This is a genomic window from Pantoea eucrina, assembly GCF_002095385.1.
GTDB classification, from domain to species: Bacteria; Pseudomonadota; Gammaproteobacteria; order Enterobacterales; family Enterobacteriaceae; genus Pantoea; species Pantoea eucrina.
Window position 1 is genome coordinate 229,372 of sequence record NZ_MIPP01000002.1, and the last position, 15,864, is coordinate 245,235.

Genomic DNA, 15,864 nt, shown 5'->3' on the forward strand with positions numbered 1-15,864 from the left:
ACAGCAGAACGAGTGAGCGTTATATCTCAATACCCGCAATGATATTGCAATAAGTGAATAACAGCAGCGGCTGATCGGTTCAGGGTTATAAAGAAGGGCAGGAAGAGTGGCGAAACCAGCCCCGGGGAAATGAGGCTGGGAAATATGCGTGTCAGCTAATCAGATTAAAAAATCTTCCAGCGATGCGCCGGCATCAATAGCACTCTTAATCGGAGAAGGCGTGCGGCCCTGACCGGTCCACTGCTTTTCATTACCTTCTTCATCGGTATATTTATACTTAGCCGGACGCGGCGCGCGTTTGGCTTTAGGTTTAGTTTCTGCCTGGTTTAATTGCGCAAGTTCACTAATATCGATGCCATCATTCATCAGCATCTCTTTGTATAACGCCAGTTTTTCTGCTTTTTCGCGCTGAGCAGCATTATCTGCTTCAGCTTCTTCACGGCGTTCTGCAACGACCACAGCGAGCTTTTCCAGCATCTCATTTAATACCGCTACTTCAATATCACGCGTCTGAGCACGCAGTGTACGAAGATTATTCAATGCCTTTAGTGCATCGCTCATGAATATAACCCTTATTACTGATGTGAAAATTTGAAAGCGCGCATTCTACGATATTTTTTCTCAAATTAAAATATGCATCATGGCGTTAAATCAGCTATATCGCACAATTATCAAACTCATTGAGTTATCACCTGCATCAGAAATTTATTAGCCGCAAACTGAATATTTAACGGACACCAGAATTTATAAAGTGGTCACGCTACCGGCAGTACGCCAGGGTCGCATCAATACGACAGGGGTCGCATTAATGCGACCCTACGGGGGCATCTGTAGGGGCGGCATTAATGCCGCCCTGGTCACGTTCCGCACCTAACCCGCATCGCATTAATACGACAGGGTCGCATTAATGCGACCCCTACGGGGGCATCTGTAGGGGCGGCATTTATGCCGCCCTGGTCACGTTCCGCACCTAACCCGCATCGCATTAATGCGACCCCTACGGGGGCATCTGTAGGGGCGGCATTTATGCCGCCCTTGTCACGTTCCGCACCTAACCCGCATCGCATCAAAATGAAAATTATGGTTTTTTTATCGGATTACAGGGTGTCAGAAGCAGTAACAATTTCTTGCAATAGTAATCTAAATGAGTATATTTCTCATTTGCTTTCTTAGCTATGCCTGCTCCAGGTGACCGGCAGGGTGCGCTGACAGATAAACTAAAATGAGAATTAAGGATGGCTATGTCTTCTAAACCGATGCGCGTCCGCGCTGCGGCTGCAACGGCACAACCTGCGCTGAAAATGTCATTGCTGGCGATGCTGATTGCAGCCGGTGTTGCACAGGCGGCGGAACAGACCCTGATGGTGGAAAACAGCGCGTCTGACGTGGAAAATCAGAACGATCGGGATTACAGCATACCGGTAACGCGCGCAGGCACAAAAATGGCGCTGACGGCGCGCGACATTCCTCAGTCGGTATCGCTTATCAGTAAACAGCGTATGGCCGATCAGCAGCTGCAGTCGCTGAATGATGTTCTGTCCAACACTACCGGTATCAGGGGTGTTTCGGCGGATATGGATCGTACCAGTTACTACTCGCGCGGCTTTCTCATTGACAACTATATGGTAGACGGGATCCCGACCGCGTTTGCATCACGCTGGAATCTGGGTGATGCCCAGACCGACATGGCGCTTTATGAGCGGGTCGAGGTGGTGCGCGGCGCGACCGGGTTACTCACCGGGCCCGGGAATCCTTCTGCGTCGATTAATATGGTACGTAAGCACGCTGACAGTAAAACCCCTACCGGATCGCTGGAAGCGAGCTACGGCAGCTGGAATAAACAGCGCTATGTTGCCGATCTCTCTGCGCCGCTCACCCCTGAGGGTAACGTGCGCGGGCGCGTAGTAGCTGGTTATGAGGATAAAAACAGCTTTATTGAACGCTACGGTTTTGAGAAAAAATTCATTTATGGCGTGATAGACGCCGATCTGACTGAGAGCACCACGCTTTCCGCGGGCTACGAATTTACGCAGGTCGATACCGATTCGCCGATGTGGGGTGGGGCGCCGCGCTGGTATACCGATGGCAGCCAGACGCATCTGCGTCGCGGCTATAACACTCAACCGGAGTGGGCTTACAACAATAAAGAGAACCGCAAGGTTTTCGTCAATCTGCAGCAGAATTTTGATAACGGCTGGAACATTACGCTCAACGGCACGCATAACGAAATGCTGCTGGACAGTAAGCAGATCTATCTCGACGGCTATTTCAATAAGGTGACCGGCGCAGGCAGCTCTGCCTACGCGAATTATCCGGTCATCGGCGGAACCGGTTATAACACCGGCAAGCGCAAAGTGGATGCGGTAGATGCCTTTGCCAGCGGCCCTTATGAGCTGCTGGGACGCCAGCATCAGCTGATGCTGGGGGTTAACTACAGTCGTCAGGATAATAAATATTACAGCGCCTGGACCAACATCTCCTCTGCTGAACTGGGTAACTTTAACGACTTCAACGGCAACTATCCGGAGCCTGACTGGTCGCCGCGCGAACCTGCCACGGACAGCCAGCTGGTGCGGCAAAAATCGGTCTATATGGCTACGCGCCTGACGCTCGCCGATCCGCTGCATCTGATTGTCGGGGCGCGATATACCAACTGGAACCGTCAGGGCATTACCTCTGAACTGGAAGAGAACAATACCACGCCGTATGGCGGTCTTATCTGGGACATCAATGACGCCTGGTCAGCGTTTGCCAGCTATACCTCGGTCTTTCAGCCGCAGGATAATCTGGATGCCAGCGGCAGTTTCCTGACGCCAGTTGTCGGTAAAAACTATGAGACCGGGGTTAAATCGGACTGGTTTGATAGCCGTCTGACCACCACGATCTCTCTGTTCCGAACCGAGCTGGATAATGCGCCGGTTGATACCGGACGTTTCAGCGAGAGCGGAAGCGCTATTTATGAAACCACCGATGGCGTTGTCAGCCGCGGCGTTGAATTTGAGATCAACGGTGCGCTGACGGATAACTGGCAGATGACGTTTGGCGGTACGACCTACATAGCAAAAGACAGCAAGGGTGAGGCCTATAACTCCCAGCTGCCCCGTACCTCTTTCAATCTCTTTACGCACTATCGCCTGCCTCAGTTCGATAAACTGACGCTGGGCGGCGGCGTTAACTGGCAGTCAAAGACCTGGAAAGATATCGGCGGACCTGAAGGTAACGGAACCTGGCGTGTGCGTCAGGGAAGTTATGCGCTGGTGGACCTGTTTGCCCGCTACGACGTGACAAAAAATCTCTCCCTGCAGGCCAACCTGAAAAACCTGTTTGATAAAGAGTATGACGAGAATGTGGGCAGCAGCGGCATCGTGTATGGCGAACCGCGCAGTTACTCGGTAACGGCGAGTTACCGCTTCTGATCCCGGCAGGCGCGTTCTGAACGCGCCTCTTCTCCTCAGGCGGCTAATGGTTTATACCCATCGCACTCTGCTCTCCTCTTAGGCTAAAGTGCATTCAGGCTGAATAGATTTTTTAATCTCCGGACAAAGTAACGCACCTTACTGTTTAACGCGGTTATGCATTGATGCGCCTCTTTTGCGTACATCACAGGCGGTCGCATGTATAGGCGTCCGGTTATGAATCAGGTCTGCAGGGTGCGCCTTCGTTTAATGGCATGATAATTAAGAATAATATCCACCATATTTACACTCTCCAGCCCGTTATTAAGGATTGTATCTCTGTCTGGTATCAGATAATGCCAGGCTGGCTAATGTTATCAACGTTAATCAAAAGACGATTTAATAGTCGTTAATTTCAATTGATTGATAATGTCCGCTATGCATTCAGACAGGGAATTTTTAATTAGCAGGCTATAAGTTAGTGCGCTTATTTTAATATCTGCCGTAAAAATAATTAATATAAAATAACATGCTGAAATGATTTTCGGGGAATAATCCGAATAACCAATATGAAGGCTAATAAAGCATTATACTCGTCGGGCGATCTGCAATTTTTAACTTTTTGAATGCCGGGTTTGTAGTGCTTAAAGTTTATGGCCGGAGTATAAAATGAAAATCATCATTAGCGGCAAGGGATATCCCGAAAAAAGAAATATTGTTACTGATGTTAAGAAAACGTATATCGATTTTCACTCCAGAAATATCTGGACGTATATTAATGCGTTTCGTGGGAAAATTCTGAAACGCAATAAGCTGTTTATATTTTCCGCTCCGCTATGGTCAGCCGGTAGCGAAAAAAAGGTAGTTCATCTCTTTAATGAAGTGGCAACCAGCCGCGAGCGCTGGGTGTCAACCTTTGAAACCGAGCTGCCGCGGGTATTGCCGGTACCGGGCGTCGCCAAAACAGCTAATCCGCTGTTAAAAAAGCTGATGTACTATGTTGCAGCACCGGAATGTGCCGGCATTATCGCCATCTCAGAGGCAACGCGAAAAATTGAGCTGAAACTGCTGGACGCTTTTCCCATTGAGCGGGAAGCGATTAGCGACAAACTGCACGTGCTGCATCCGCCGCAGCCGGTGCTCTATGAGGGCGGACGCACGCCAGCGGCCGATAAAATGATCTTCACCTTTGTCGGTAATGAGTTCTACCGCAAAGGCGGAGCCGAAGTGGTAATGGCTTTCTCCGAACTGATGGACGAGGGTGTGATATCAGCTGGCCAGATCGGCGTTAACCTGATCGGCGACATTAAAAAGCAGCATAATATTGCGCATCGTGAGTGGCAGGACGATGCCGCTTTCCATCATCAAATTGAAACCCTGATAGCTGAGCGCTCCGTATTCACCCATCATACTGCATTGTCTAATGATGAGGTGATGCAGCTGCTGCGTGAAACGCATGTCGGATTGCTGCCGACCTGGCAGGATACCTATGGCTTCTCCGTGCTGGAAATGCAGGCGTGCGGCTGTCCGGTGATTACCACTAACGTCCGGGCGCTTCCGGAAATTAATCCGGCTCAGAGCGGCTGGCTTATCAACTGTCCGCTCAACGATATGTTTGAACTGAATGTGGATACGCTGGCGGAGAAAATGGCGCTGCGCATATTAATTGTGTCGCAGCTCAAGGCACATATTAAGGCGATACTTGAAGACCGGATGCGCGTGGCTGATTATTCAGCGGCAGCCGTAAACAGGATCCGTCAGCACCACGATCCGGATAAATTTAACCGCGCGCTCTCTGCCATTTATGGCGCAAAAGATACGCATGGTTCATTTGATCGCAGTGAAGCAGGCGCACTCAAACGCTCTTAATCTTTATCCGACAGCTATTCTTTTTTTAATCTGACTCCTGCAGCTGCTGCAGGAGTTTTTTTATTTCTGTTCCGGCCAGCCGGGTGATATGCGCAAAACAGCAATAGAACTAACAATATGATGTTTTACGTAACGGAATCATAGCCTGCAAACTAAACGCCATATTCATCAGGACAAGGACAGGGCGTATGTCTTACCAATTAAGCGTGCTCGATAAGTCGCCGGTTGCGGCAGGAGAAAATGCGACACAGGCGCTGGCGCGCTCGCTAAAACTGGCGCAGCGGGCTGAGAGCTGGGGCTATAAGCGCTTCTGGGTCGCAGAACATCATAACAGCGAGCAGCTGGCCAGTCCGTCACCTGAATTGCTTATCGCCTGGATCGCCGCGCAGACGCGCACCATACGCGTCGGCTCTGGCGGCGTCATGCTGCAGCACTACAGTCCCTATAAAGTTGCAGAGAACTTTAATCTGCTGTCATCGCTGGCACCGGATCGCATCGATCTCGGCGTCGGTAAAGCGCCCGGCGGTTTGCCGCTTTCAACGCGGGCGCTTCAGCTCGGGGTTAACCCGGCTGAAAAAGGCAGTTTTGCTGAACAGCTGGCGCTTCTCGATAGCTGGCTGAACGCATCTCCCTCCGCTGACGAAGAGACGCTGCGCGCCACGCCACAGCCACCGCACCCCGCCAGCCGGTTTCTGCTGGGTGCAAGCGAAGCAAGCGCCGGGCTGGCCGCAGAGCTGGGCTGGCAGCTGGTGTTCGCTGCGCACCATAACGGCGATCCGCAGCTGATGGCGCGTGTTCTGCAGCACTATCATGCCCACAGCCGCGGCGACCGTGCGCTGGTAGCGGTTCAGGTGGTTGTGGCGGATTCGCCGGCAGAGGCTGAACTGCTTACCGATGCGCTGCGTCTTTATCACGTCAGCGTGAGAAATGGCCCGGCGGTTAACGTTGCCAGTCTGGAACAGGCTGAACGTTACGTACGCCAGGGAGGATACGCGGATTACGTCATAGAGCCGCGCACGCCGTCACTGCTAAAGGGCACGGCTGCACAGGTGCATGCTCAGCTGGAGTCGATGCATCATCGCTACGGCATTGACGAATTTATTATCGATACGCCACTCGCTGACGAAGCCGCCCGGTTTAAATCCCTGGAGCTGCTGGCCACCGCGCGACTGGTTGCGGCCTGAGGATAGCGTAATGATCCGCTCCGCTTTTCTTATCTGCTGCTCATTCTGGCATCGCTGAGAGCGATGTTGCCCGGCACCGATCTGATTCTGCCTGCATAACAACGTTTACCTTTTTCGCCCGGCAACCTCTGCGCTGCCGACGGCTCTGCTTTGTCAGGAGTTTATAATGAGTAAAAGAGAATTACGTCTCGGTACGATATTACACGGCGCGTCAGGCAATATGTCCGCCTGGCGGCATCCGGCTGCGCAGGCTGACGCCAGCATCAGTTTTGACTACGCCAGAAAAATTGCGCGCAAGGCGGAAGCGGGCAAACTCGATTTTCTGTTTGTCGCTGACGGTCTCTATATCAATGAAAAATCGATTCCGCACTTCCTCAATCGCTTTGAACCGCTGACGCTGCTCTCAGCGCTGGCGGCGGTCACAGAGCATCTTGGCCTGGTTGGCACCGTCTCAACCTCTTATAGCGATCCTTTTACCATCGCCCGGCAGTTCGCCAGCCTCGACCATCTCAGCGGCGGCCGTGCCGGCTGGAACGTTGTGACCTCGCCGCTGGAAGGATCGGCCAAAAATTTCTCGCGTCAGCAGCATCCGGAACACGCGCTGCGTTACCGGATTGCGGATGAGTATTTGCAGGTGGTGAAAGGCCTGTGGGATTCCTGGGAAGAGGGCGCCTTTGTACGCGACAAGCGCAGCGGTCAGTTTTTCGATCCGGCCAAGCTGCATACGCCCGATCACCGCGGCGATTTCTTTCAGGTGCAGGGGCCGCTGAATATTGAGCGTACGCCGCAGGGGCGACCGATCATTTTCCAGGCGTGCGCCTCCGGAGACGGACGGCGGCTGGCCGCGCGCCATGCGGATGCGATTTTTACCCACCATGCGACCCTGGAAGAGGCGCAGGCGTTCTGGCGCGATGTTAAACAGCAGCTGGCCGAAAACGGACGCGCCGCGGATGACCTCCATATCTTTCAGGGCGTCAGCGTGATCGTCGGTGACGATGCCGCAGATGTTGAGCAGCAGTATCAGGCTACCGCACAGCTGGTCTCAGTGCCGGATGCGCTTAATTATCTGGGGCGGTTCTTTGACCACCATGATTTCTCACGCTACCCGCTGGATGAACCTTTCCCAGAACTGGGTGATATCGGTCAGAACAGCTTCCGCAGCACCACCGATGAAATAAAACGCAACGCCCGCGTGCGCGGTCAGACGCTGCGCCAGGCCGCGCTGGAAGCGGCCACGCCGCGGCCGCTGTTTCACGGCACGCCAGAACAGGTCGCCGATGGCCTGCAGCACTGGTTTGAACAGAAAGCTGCTGACGGTTTCATTATCCAGGGCGGAACGCCCGACACGTTTGAACGCTTTGTCGATCGGGTTATCCCGCTGTTGCAGGCGCGCGGACTAAGCCGGCGCGACTATCCGGGCACCACGCTGCGCGCCAGTCTGGGTCTGCAGACCCCCGAAAATCAGTTCACATCATAATAACGATCAGGATGAATGCTATGCAGAAAAAATCATTGATAGCGCTGCTGTTACTGGGGCTAAGCAGCGCTGCCGGGGCGGAAAACGTCGCCGTTAACGGGCAGCAGGTCAGCGTGGAGGCGAATAAGACGCCCATTAACACTGCAAAAAATGCAGCGGCTATCGCGCAGATCCCGGCCGGACACCGGTTTGCTGTACCTGGCGCGTTTACCGTGGCGGTGGCCGCCCTTAATTCCCCTCCGCTTACGCTGTTCAGCGACGACAACAAAACGCTGCTTGGCAGCGAAGTGGATATGGCGCGTCTGGTGGCGGACAGCCTCGGCCTGAAGCTCAACGTCGTGCCAACCTCCTGGGAAGACTGGCCGCTCGGCGTGGCGTCCGGCAAATATGACGCGGCGATCACCAACGTAACCGTCACAAAAGGGCGCAAAGAGCGTTTTGATTTTGCCACCTACCGCAAAGACTCACTGGGCTTTTATGTGAAAAAGAGCAGCCCAATCGTTTCGCTCAGCAAAGCAGAAGATATTGCCGGCCTGCGCATTATTGTTGGCTCCGGGACCAATCAGGAAGCGATCTTACTGGCGTGGGATCAGGAAAACCGCGCAAAGGGCCTGAAGCCGTTTATCCCGGTTTATACCAAAGATGACGCAGCGCAGACGCTTTCACTGCAGGCCGGACGTGCGGATGCTTACTTTGGCCCCAACGTCATCGGCGCCTGGAAAGCGGCGCTCAACGGGCAGACCAGGCTGGTGGGCAGCGTGGACGGCGGCTGGCCTAAAGCGGCGCACATTGCAGTGACGGTGAAAAAAGATGGCGGGCTGGTGCAGCCAGTCAATACGGCGCTTAACGGCGTGATACAAAACGGCGACTACGACAAGGTGCTGAATCGCTGGGGCGAAGGCATTGAGCGGCTCGACCGCTCGGAAATCAATCCACCGGGCCTGGGCGACTAAGGGGGCAATATGCATTTTTTTCGTGACGTTTCACCCGCAGCGGCAGAGCTGCAGCCGATTATTACCGGCCTGTTTGGTGAATATGCTGCCCGCTATGGCGACTATTTCAGCAGCCAGAATGAGGTGGAGCAGGATGAGTGGTTTCTGCCTGCGCAGGGAGGCCTGTTTATTGTACTGGAGCGGGATGGCGAAATTATCGCCATGGGCGCCTACAAGCGCTTTGACGCACAGACGGCGGAACTGAAACGCATCTGGACGCGCTCCGATCTGCGCCGTCAGGGCCTGGCACTACTGATCCTGCAGGAGCTGGAGCGTCGTGCGCTGCGCGCCGGCTATCAGCGTGTCTGGCTGACCACCGGCTTTCGTCAGCCGGAGGCGGTGCGCCTCTATATCGGCCACGGCTATCAGCCGCAGTTTGCCCTGCTGGAAGATATGGAGATCTACGGCCGGCCGCCGCACGACGGCCGCCTGCGCTTTCTGAAGATAATTGATGTCCACGCTGCGGCACAGGCGAGCTGAGGAGCCGAAAATGAGTGAGACGCAAAAACTGACCGTGGTGCCGGCACGCTATCCGGCGCGCAGCCTGGGCGCCGTGGCGGCGCTGTTTATTCTGGCAGCGGTGGTGGATTCCATCGCGTTCAATCCGCGCTGGGAGTGGGGGTATTTGCGCGCTGGTTTTTTGCCCCGGTGATCCTGAATGGCCTGGGTCAGACGCTGCTGCTGACGCTGGCGGGCACCGTACTGAGTCTGATTTTCGGCGGTCTGCTGGCGCTGGCCCGGCTCTCCTCCTCGTGGCTGCTGAGTACGCTGGCGTTTGGCTATATCTGGCTGTTCCGCTCGCTGCCGCTGATTGTAGTACTGATCATTCTCTATAACTTCTCCTACCTCTATGACACGTTATCGCTGGGGATCCCGTTTACGCCCTGGTCGTGGGGTCACTTCCAGACCATTAATGTGCTGGGCCAGTTTCCGGCCGCGGTGATTGGCCTGACGCTGGTGCAGAGCGCCTATAGCGCAGAGATTATCCGCGGCGGGTTCCTCGGCGTGGACCAGGGGCAGTTTGAGGCGGCGTCAGCGCTGGGACTCTCTTCTGCGCGCCGGACCTTCCGCATCATCCTGCCGCAGGCACTGCGCGCGATCATTCCAACCACCTTCAATGAAATCATCAGCCTGGCCAAAGGGACGTCGATGGTTTACGTGCTGGCGATGCCAGAGCTGTTTTACACCATTCAGATGATCTACAACCGCACTCAGCAGGTGATCCCGCTGCTGATGGTGGGCGCCGCCTGGTATCTGATTATCACAACGGTACTGTCGCTGTTGCAGCACAGCGTTGAACGCTCGCTGGCGCGCAGCGTAACCCGCGAGCCGCAGCCATCGCGCTGGCGGCAGTGGCGTAATCGTTATTCAACCCCTGCTGTTATTGAGGAGCGCTCTCATGTCCGAAGCCATTGATTATCGCCCGTCCTATGCTGCCGGGGCGGTTACCATCACCGGCGTCAGCAAGTCGTTTGGTAAACACAAAGCGCTGGACGCGGTCTCGCTGTCGCTGGCGCCGGGATCCGTAACGGTTATTCTCGGGCCTTCCGGTTCGGGTAAGTCAACGCTGCTGCGCACCATCAATCACCTGGAGCGGGTCGATGAGGGCTTTATTCAGATTGATGATGACTATATCGGTTATCAGCGCCGCGGCGATAAACTCTATGAGCTTAAAGAGCGGGCAATACTGCGTCAGCGGGTCAACGTCGGCTACGTTTTTCAGAACTTCAATCTTTTTCCGCACCTGACCGTGCTGGAAAACCTGATTGAAGCGCCGATCGCACATCGTCAGCTTACGCGACGTGCGGCGATTGAACGCGCCGGTGAGCTGCTGGACACGGTGGGACTGCGGCATAAAGCTGACGCCTGGCCGCGCCATCTTTCGGGTGGTCAGCAGCAGCGTATCGCGATTGCGCGTGCGCTGATGCTCAATCCGCGCGTAATGCTGTTTGATGAGCCGACGTCGGCACTGGATCCGGAGCTGGTGGGTGAGGTTCTGGACGTCATTAAAAAGCTGGCGCGCTCCGGCACCACGCTGGTGATTGTGACGCATGAGATTGGCTTTGCGCGTGAAGTGGCAGACAACGTGGTGTTTATGGTTGACGGCCGCGTGGTTGAGCAGGGCAGCAGCGTGCAGGTGCTGAATCAGCCACGCCACGAGCGCACCCGACGTTTTCTGGCCCGGGTGCTGTGATGAAGCGGTTCATCCTGACGCTGGTGGCATCCGGCCTGCTGTTTTCAGCCGCGCAGGGCGCGGCGCTGGATGCGGCTAATAATGAAACGGCGATTCATATCGCCGCCGATCCGCAGGCGATAGCCAGAATTCCGGCGAACTATGCGTTTGTTCACCCCGGCTTTCTGACGGTCGCAACCAGCGCCACTAACTCACCGCCCATCGGATTATGGGCGTCAGATAACAAAACGCTGATTGGCAGCGATCCCGATATGGCGCGACTTCTGGCTGAAAGTCTGGGCCTTACGCTAAAGCTGGTGCCCGCCTCGTGGGAGGAGTGGCCGCTGGGCATCAGCGCCGGACGCTATGATGTTGCCATGTTTAATATCGCCGTGACCGAGGAGCGTAAACGCAAATTTGACTTTGCCACCTATCGGGCTGACAACCACGCCTTTGCCGTACGGAAAGGGAGTCCCATCTCTGCGATTACCGGACGTCAGGATGTCGCGGGCAGGCGTATCATTGTCGGGTCCGGTACTAATCAGGAGAAGATCCTGCTGGGCTGGGATGCGAAAAACCGCCAGGAGGGATTAGCGCCGGTGCAGCCTGTCTATCTTAATGATGACGCTTCTGCCACGCTCGCGCTGTTGTCCGGACGCGCCGATGCCACCTTTGGCCCGCAGGCGGTGGCGGCGTGGAAAGCGGCGTCGCGCGGGCAAACAGCGGTTGTTGGTCACGGCCCGTATCGGGCATGGGTGGCCGTCACAACCAAAAAGGGTAACGGGCTGGCCCCGGCGCTGCAGCAGGCGGTTAATCATGCCATCGCCAGCGGACAGTATCAGCAGGTACTGACGCGCTGGGGAGAGCAGGATGAGGCGGTAGCGCAGTCGCAGATCAATCCGCCGGGCATCGTTTATCAGTAAAGACGGGTCGCACTGCGGCCCCGTTTTTCACCCTGATATTTTTTCACCCAGCTTATCACCTCTGCCGCTGGCAGAGGCCGGGCAAAGTAATAGCCCTGGAAGAACTGGCATCCGCGACTGCGCAGGTAGTGAAACATCTCTTCACTTTCAACGCCTTCAGCCAGCACGTTCAGCCCCATTTCGCGCGTCAGCTCAATGGTTTTATGCACCACAATAGCGGCAGATTCATTTTCAAAAATGTGCATAATCAGCGACTTGTCAATTTTAATATCATCAATCGAAAAATCGCTGAGCGATTTCAGCGAAGAGTAACCGACGCCAAAATCATCGATCGCCCATTTTACGCCGAGCTGGCTGAAGTGCGCGATAACAGAGCTGATATGCTGCTGATCGTAGATAAAGGTGCTTTCGGTGATCTCAAATTTAAGCCGCTGTGGCTGGATCCTGTAACGCGAGAGCAGCAGCAGAGTTTCAGCGGTAAAGTCGCGATGCATTAGCTGCAGAGGACTGATATTGACAGAAAACACCAGGCTGTCGCCGTGCCGGAGACTCTCCCAGGCAGCCATATGCTGCAGCGTGCGCTCCATAACCCATCGGCCAATCTCAATCATCAGGCCACTCTTTTCCGCTACCGGGATAAAAACGTCCGGTGAAATAAATCCTTTAACCGGATGTTTCCAGCGCAGCAGAGCTTCAAATCCGATCAGATGTTTACCGGCATCCACTTGCGGCTGAAAATAGAGTTCGAGCTGATCCTGGCTGACAGCGGCAGAGAGTTCGCGCTTTATCAGGTCAGTTTCAGAGTAATCGCCGCGAAAGGTCAGCGCGGTCAACAGCAGAGAAAGTACGGGCACGATACAGTTAACAATGTATAAACTGGCTTCCGCCGGCAGCGCAAAATGAAACGATCCCTGCTGCCAGGTCAGGCCGGTCAGGGTAAAAATGAGGTAACAGGCGAGGCAGATTAGCGGAAATATTTTGCTGAGATAGCGCGGCTGCTGCCGCAGGACGAGTGCCGAGCCGATGGTCAGCGCGATCAGATAATTACACGCAGAAGGTTTAACGGCAGGATGGTCATTGTCCAGCAGCAGCAGAGCTGTAATGATAAACAGCAGCGCATGCGTGACGATCGCCAGATGCCGCTGCAGTTTGCCGTGAAAGGCAACGGCGCAGATATAGAGACCCAGCGCCACGCCCAGATAGTAGAGCGACGGTATTGCTGGCGAACGGCTATGGGCGTTAAGCAGCGCCATATAAATGCCTGAGGTAGTGCTGGCCACCCCCGCAATCAGCAGCGTAAAGCGCAGCTTCTTTTCTGCGCTCTCTCCCTTCAGGCTAAAGGGCAAATTACGTACACGCGAATAGCCCGCAGTCAAAAACGCGATCATCACTCTGCTCTGTAATTGATTAGTTTTATTGTATTCAGGAGCGCTATCTTAGTGCTAAGCGAGACGGCTGTCACAGCGCTTTTTCTGCACGTTGATCTGCTCCGGAGATTTGACATTAGAGATGATATTTATGCGTGGCGGGGGGTTATCGCGCAACTTTTCACGGAAGCGAACCGCTATCTGCCTGCGCTAAATTGCGCGCGCGGTTGTTCCTTCTGCCGGTCACAGAGTAGAATCACTCCCGGCACAGGCGGATGTGCTAAATATAACAACAGGCGGAAAACAGCCGGATCACCTCACTAATGCAGTTTAACCCTACTTAACATTACTGGTTGCAATGAAAATTCGTTTCTTATCGGCTAACGAGCTCAAACTTTCTGAAGTGCGTACCATCCTTGAACCGGTAGGAGTGGAAGTGGTGCCTATCGCGCGGCGGATTGAGGAGATCCAGACGGAAAATGAGGTTGAACTGGTACGCGATAAGCTCACCAAAGCGTTTTCCATTATCGGGCGGCCGCTGTTTGTCGAGCATACCGGCCTGTTTCTGGACGGGCTTAACGGTCTGCCAGCCGGACTGACGCGCATCTTCTGGAGCCGGCTCAATGCCGATCGCTTTACCAAACTGGTACGCGGCCTTGATACGCCCTGCGTGACGGCAAAAACCGTGCTGGGGTATTGCGATGGTCGCAAGATGTATCAGTTTGAAGGACAGCTGCGCGGTCGCATTGCACCAGAGCCGGCCGGGCCGCAGGAGTTTCAGTGGGACTGCGTGTTTATCCCGGAAGGGTATACGCAGACCTTTGCTGAAATGGGCGATCTAAAGAATGAGATCTCCAATCGGCGCCTGGCGCTGGATCGCTTTGCCGCCTTTCTCAAAACCGCGCGGGGTTATGTATGAAGCCTGAACTCAAACGCGCCTACGATGCCGGTAAACTGATCCTGTTTGCCGGTGCCGGCATCTCCCGCAATCTTGGCCTGCCGGAGTGGCACGAACTGATTGCCCATCTGGCAAAAGAGCTGGGCTACGATCCGAAAATATTCAACACCTACGGGACACACCTGTCGCTGGCGGAGTATTACAAGCAGCGCAAAGGCTCACTGGGGCCGCTGCGCAGCTGGATGGATCGCGAGTGGCACCGGCCCGATATCGATGTGCGCAGCTCCGAAATCCATACCATGATCACCCAGGGTAATTTTTCGCGCATCTACACCACCAATTACGATCGCTGGCTGGAGATGGCTCACGAGGCGCACAACGTCCCCTATAGCAAAGTGGCTAACGCCGCCGATCTCGTCTCACTCACTGAAGATAAGCGCCACATCATTAAACTTCACGGCGATTTCGATGACGATACCTCGATTGTGCTGGATGAGAGCAGCTATTTTGAACGTCTCTATTTTGATTCCCCACTGGATATCAAACTGACGCACGACGTGATGGGTAACTCGGTGCTGTTTGTTGGCTACAGCATAAGCGATTTCAACATCCGCCTGCTGTTCTACCGGCTGACTAAAATGTGGGGACGAACCGGACTCGCAACGGCCCGGCCTAAATCGTATCTTTTTACCAATCGCAATAATCCGGTGGCTAAAGAGGTACTGGGGCAGTGGGGAATTGAGATGATTGTCTCGGAAGAGGATGACCCACGAAAAGCGCTGGCCACCTTTCTGGAGGAATTGCTTGCCTGAAACGCGGGCAGACTTGCTCATCGCTGCATAACAGAATATACTGTATATAAATACAGTTAATGAGGTGCATCATGGCAGTCGAAACCAAATATGTTGTAGTCAGAAAAGGTGAAGAGAAGATGACGTTTGCCAGTAAAAAAGATGCCGATGCCTGGGATAAGATGCTCGATATGGCAGATGCCTTTACCGACTGGCTGCAGCAGATCAAGCCAGAGCTGGCGGATGCGGAAGCGGAAACCTGGGGCATGCTGCTGGCAGAGCAGAAAGACGCGGTACAGCATATTCTGCGCACCAGCAAACTGCCTGATGCGGCGGCAGACAAAGACGTTAAATCTGACGTGAAAGAGAGTGATTCTGCCCCTGAAAAAAAGGTGCGCGCGGTTAAAGCGGCCTGATCGTTGTGATGCACCCCGGCGCCGTCTTCCTGACGGCGTTTTGCTGTCGCCTTACTCACCTTTGCTACTTTCTGATTAAGCCTGAAAAAGCCCGGCATGCGGGCCATTTTATCAGTGTGAAAAGAGTGAAAAGGTTCCCGAGTAGTAGCTCACCATCCAGACAACATAAACCAGCCACACCAGTAAAAAACCGGTTAACCCCATTTTACCTGTCATTGTATGCTCCTGTAATCGTAAGGGCGGAAAGCCTGCAGGAGATACGTTGACAGCAGTTGCGCACAAAGTTCTTGCGCCAGATCAACCCGCCAGTGAAATACCTAATTAATCCCCAGGGGCGGCATTTATATGCCAGGGTCGCATAAATGCGACCCCTACGAGC

At 54.4% G+C, this 15,864-nt stretch carries 11 protein-coding genes and 2 pseudogenes; 11 read left to right on the top strand and 2 right to left on the bottom strand.

Annotated features, from left to right (window positions below; all coding sequences use genetic code 11):
- Positions 1-159: 159 nt before the first annotated feature.
- The gene (locus HA43_RS02420; RefSeq protein ID WP_094110867.1) at positions 160-561 is read right to left on the bottom strand and encodes an H-NS family histone-like protein; all 402 of its coding nucleotides are present in this window, start codon (positions 559-561) and stop codon (positions 160-162) included.
- 680 nt (positions 562-1,241) lie between these two features.
- On the opposite strand from HA43_RS02420, the gene fhuE reads away from it, so the two are divergent.
- From fhuE to HA43_RS02465, 8 genes and pseudogenes are all read left to right on the top strand, one after another.
- Positions 1,242-3,416, top strand: a complete 2,175-nt coding sequence (gene fhuE, locus HA43_RS02425) for a ferric-rhodotorulic acid/ferric-coprogen receptor FhuE (protein ID WP_094110868.1) — start codon at positions 1,242-1,244, stop codon at positions 3,414-3,416.
- Positions 3,417-4,064: 648 nt separating this feature from the next.
- Positions 4,065-5,264, top strand: a complete 1,200-nt coding sequence (locus HA43_RS02430; RefSeq protein WP_094110869.1) for a glycosyltransferase — start codon at positions 4,065-4,067, stop codon at positions 5,262-5,264.
- A gap of 188 nt (positions 5,265-5,452) precedes the next feature.
- Positions 5,453-6,448 (top strand): MsnO8 family LLM class oxidoreductase, encoded by a 996-nt coding sequence (locus tag HA43_RS02435; protein WP_094110870.1) that lies wholly within the window; start codon positions 5,453-5,455, stop codon positions 6,446-6,448.
- A gap of 166 nt (positions 6,449-6,614) precedes the next feature.
- Positions 6,615-8,878 (top strand): annotated as a pseudogene (locus HA43_RS19110) (NtaA/DmoA family FMN-dependent monooxygenase).
- A gap of 9 nt (positions 8,879-8,887) precedes the next feature.
- The gene (locus tag HA43_RS02450; RefSeq protein ID WP_094110873.1) at positions 8,888-9,397 is read left to right on the top strand and encodes a GNAT family N-acetyltransferase; all 510 of its coding nucleotides are present in this window, start codon (positions 8,888-8,890) and stop codon (positions 9,395-9,397) included.
- A 10-nt stretch (positions 9,398-9,407) separates the two neighbouring features.
- Positions 9,408-10,333, top strand: a pseudogene (locus HA43_RS02455) (amino acid ABC transporter permease).
- Positions 10,317-11,111 carry an amino acid ABC transporter ATP-binding protein gene (locus HA43_RS02460; RefSeq protein ID WP_040113455.1) on the top strand — a complete coding sequence of 265 codons (795 nt, stop codon included), beginning with the start codon at positions 10,317-10,319 and terminating at the stop codon, positions 11,109-11,111. Before HA43_RS02455 ends, HA43_RS02460 begins: the two are co-directional and overlap by 17 nt.
- Entirely contained in the window at positions 11,111-12,013 is a 903-nt protein-coding gene (locus HA43_RS02465; protein ID WP_094110874.1) for an ABC transporter substrate-binding protein, read from the top strand. The genes HA43_RS02460 and HA43_RS02465 overlap by 1 nt, the downstream gene beginning before the upstream one ends.
- On the opposite strand, the gene HA43_RS02470 is transcribed toward HA43_RS02465, so the two are convergent.
- Complete coding sequence (locus HA43_RS02470; protein WP_094110875.1) at positions 12,007-13,401, bottom strand: EAL domain-containing protein; 1,395 nt, start codon at positions 13,399-13,401, stop codon at positions 12,007-12,009. The genes HA43_RS02465 and HA43_RS02470 overlap by 7 nt on opposite strands.
- Positions 13,402-13,738: 337 nt before the next feature.
- Here HA43_RS02470 and HA43_RS02475 point away from each other — a divergent pair, with 337 nt between their 5' ends.
- From HA43_RS02475 to HA43_RS02485, 3 genes are all read left to right on the top strand, one after another.
- On the top strand, positions 13,739-14,299 hold the full coding sequence (locus tag HA43_RS02475) for a non-canonical purine NTP pyrophosphatase (protein WP_040113457.1): 561 nt from the start codon (positions 13,739-13,741) through the stop codon (positions 14,297-14,299).
- Positions 14,296-15,090 carry an SIR2 family protein gene (locus HA43_RS02480; protein WP_034829783.1) on the top strand — a complete coding sequence of 265 codons (795 nt, stop codon included), beginning with the start codon at positions 14,296-14,298 and terminating at the stop codon, positions 15,088-15,090. Before HA43_RS02475 ends, HA43_RS02480 begins: the two co-directional genes overlap by 4 nt.
- 71 nt (positions 15,091-15,161) lie before the next feature.
- Complete coding sequence (locus HA43_RS02485; RefSeq protein ID WP_094110876.1) at positions 15,162-15,485, top strand: YebG family protein; 324 nt, start codon at positions 15,162-15,164, stop codon at positions 15,483-15,485.
- Positions 15,486-15,864 lie beyond the last annotated feature (379 nt).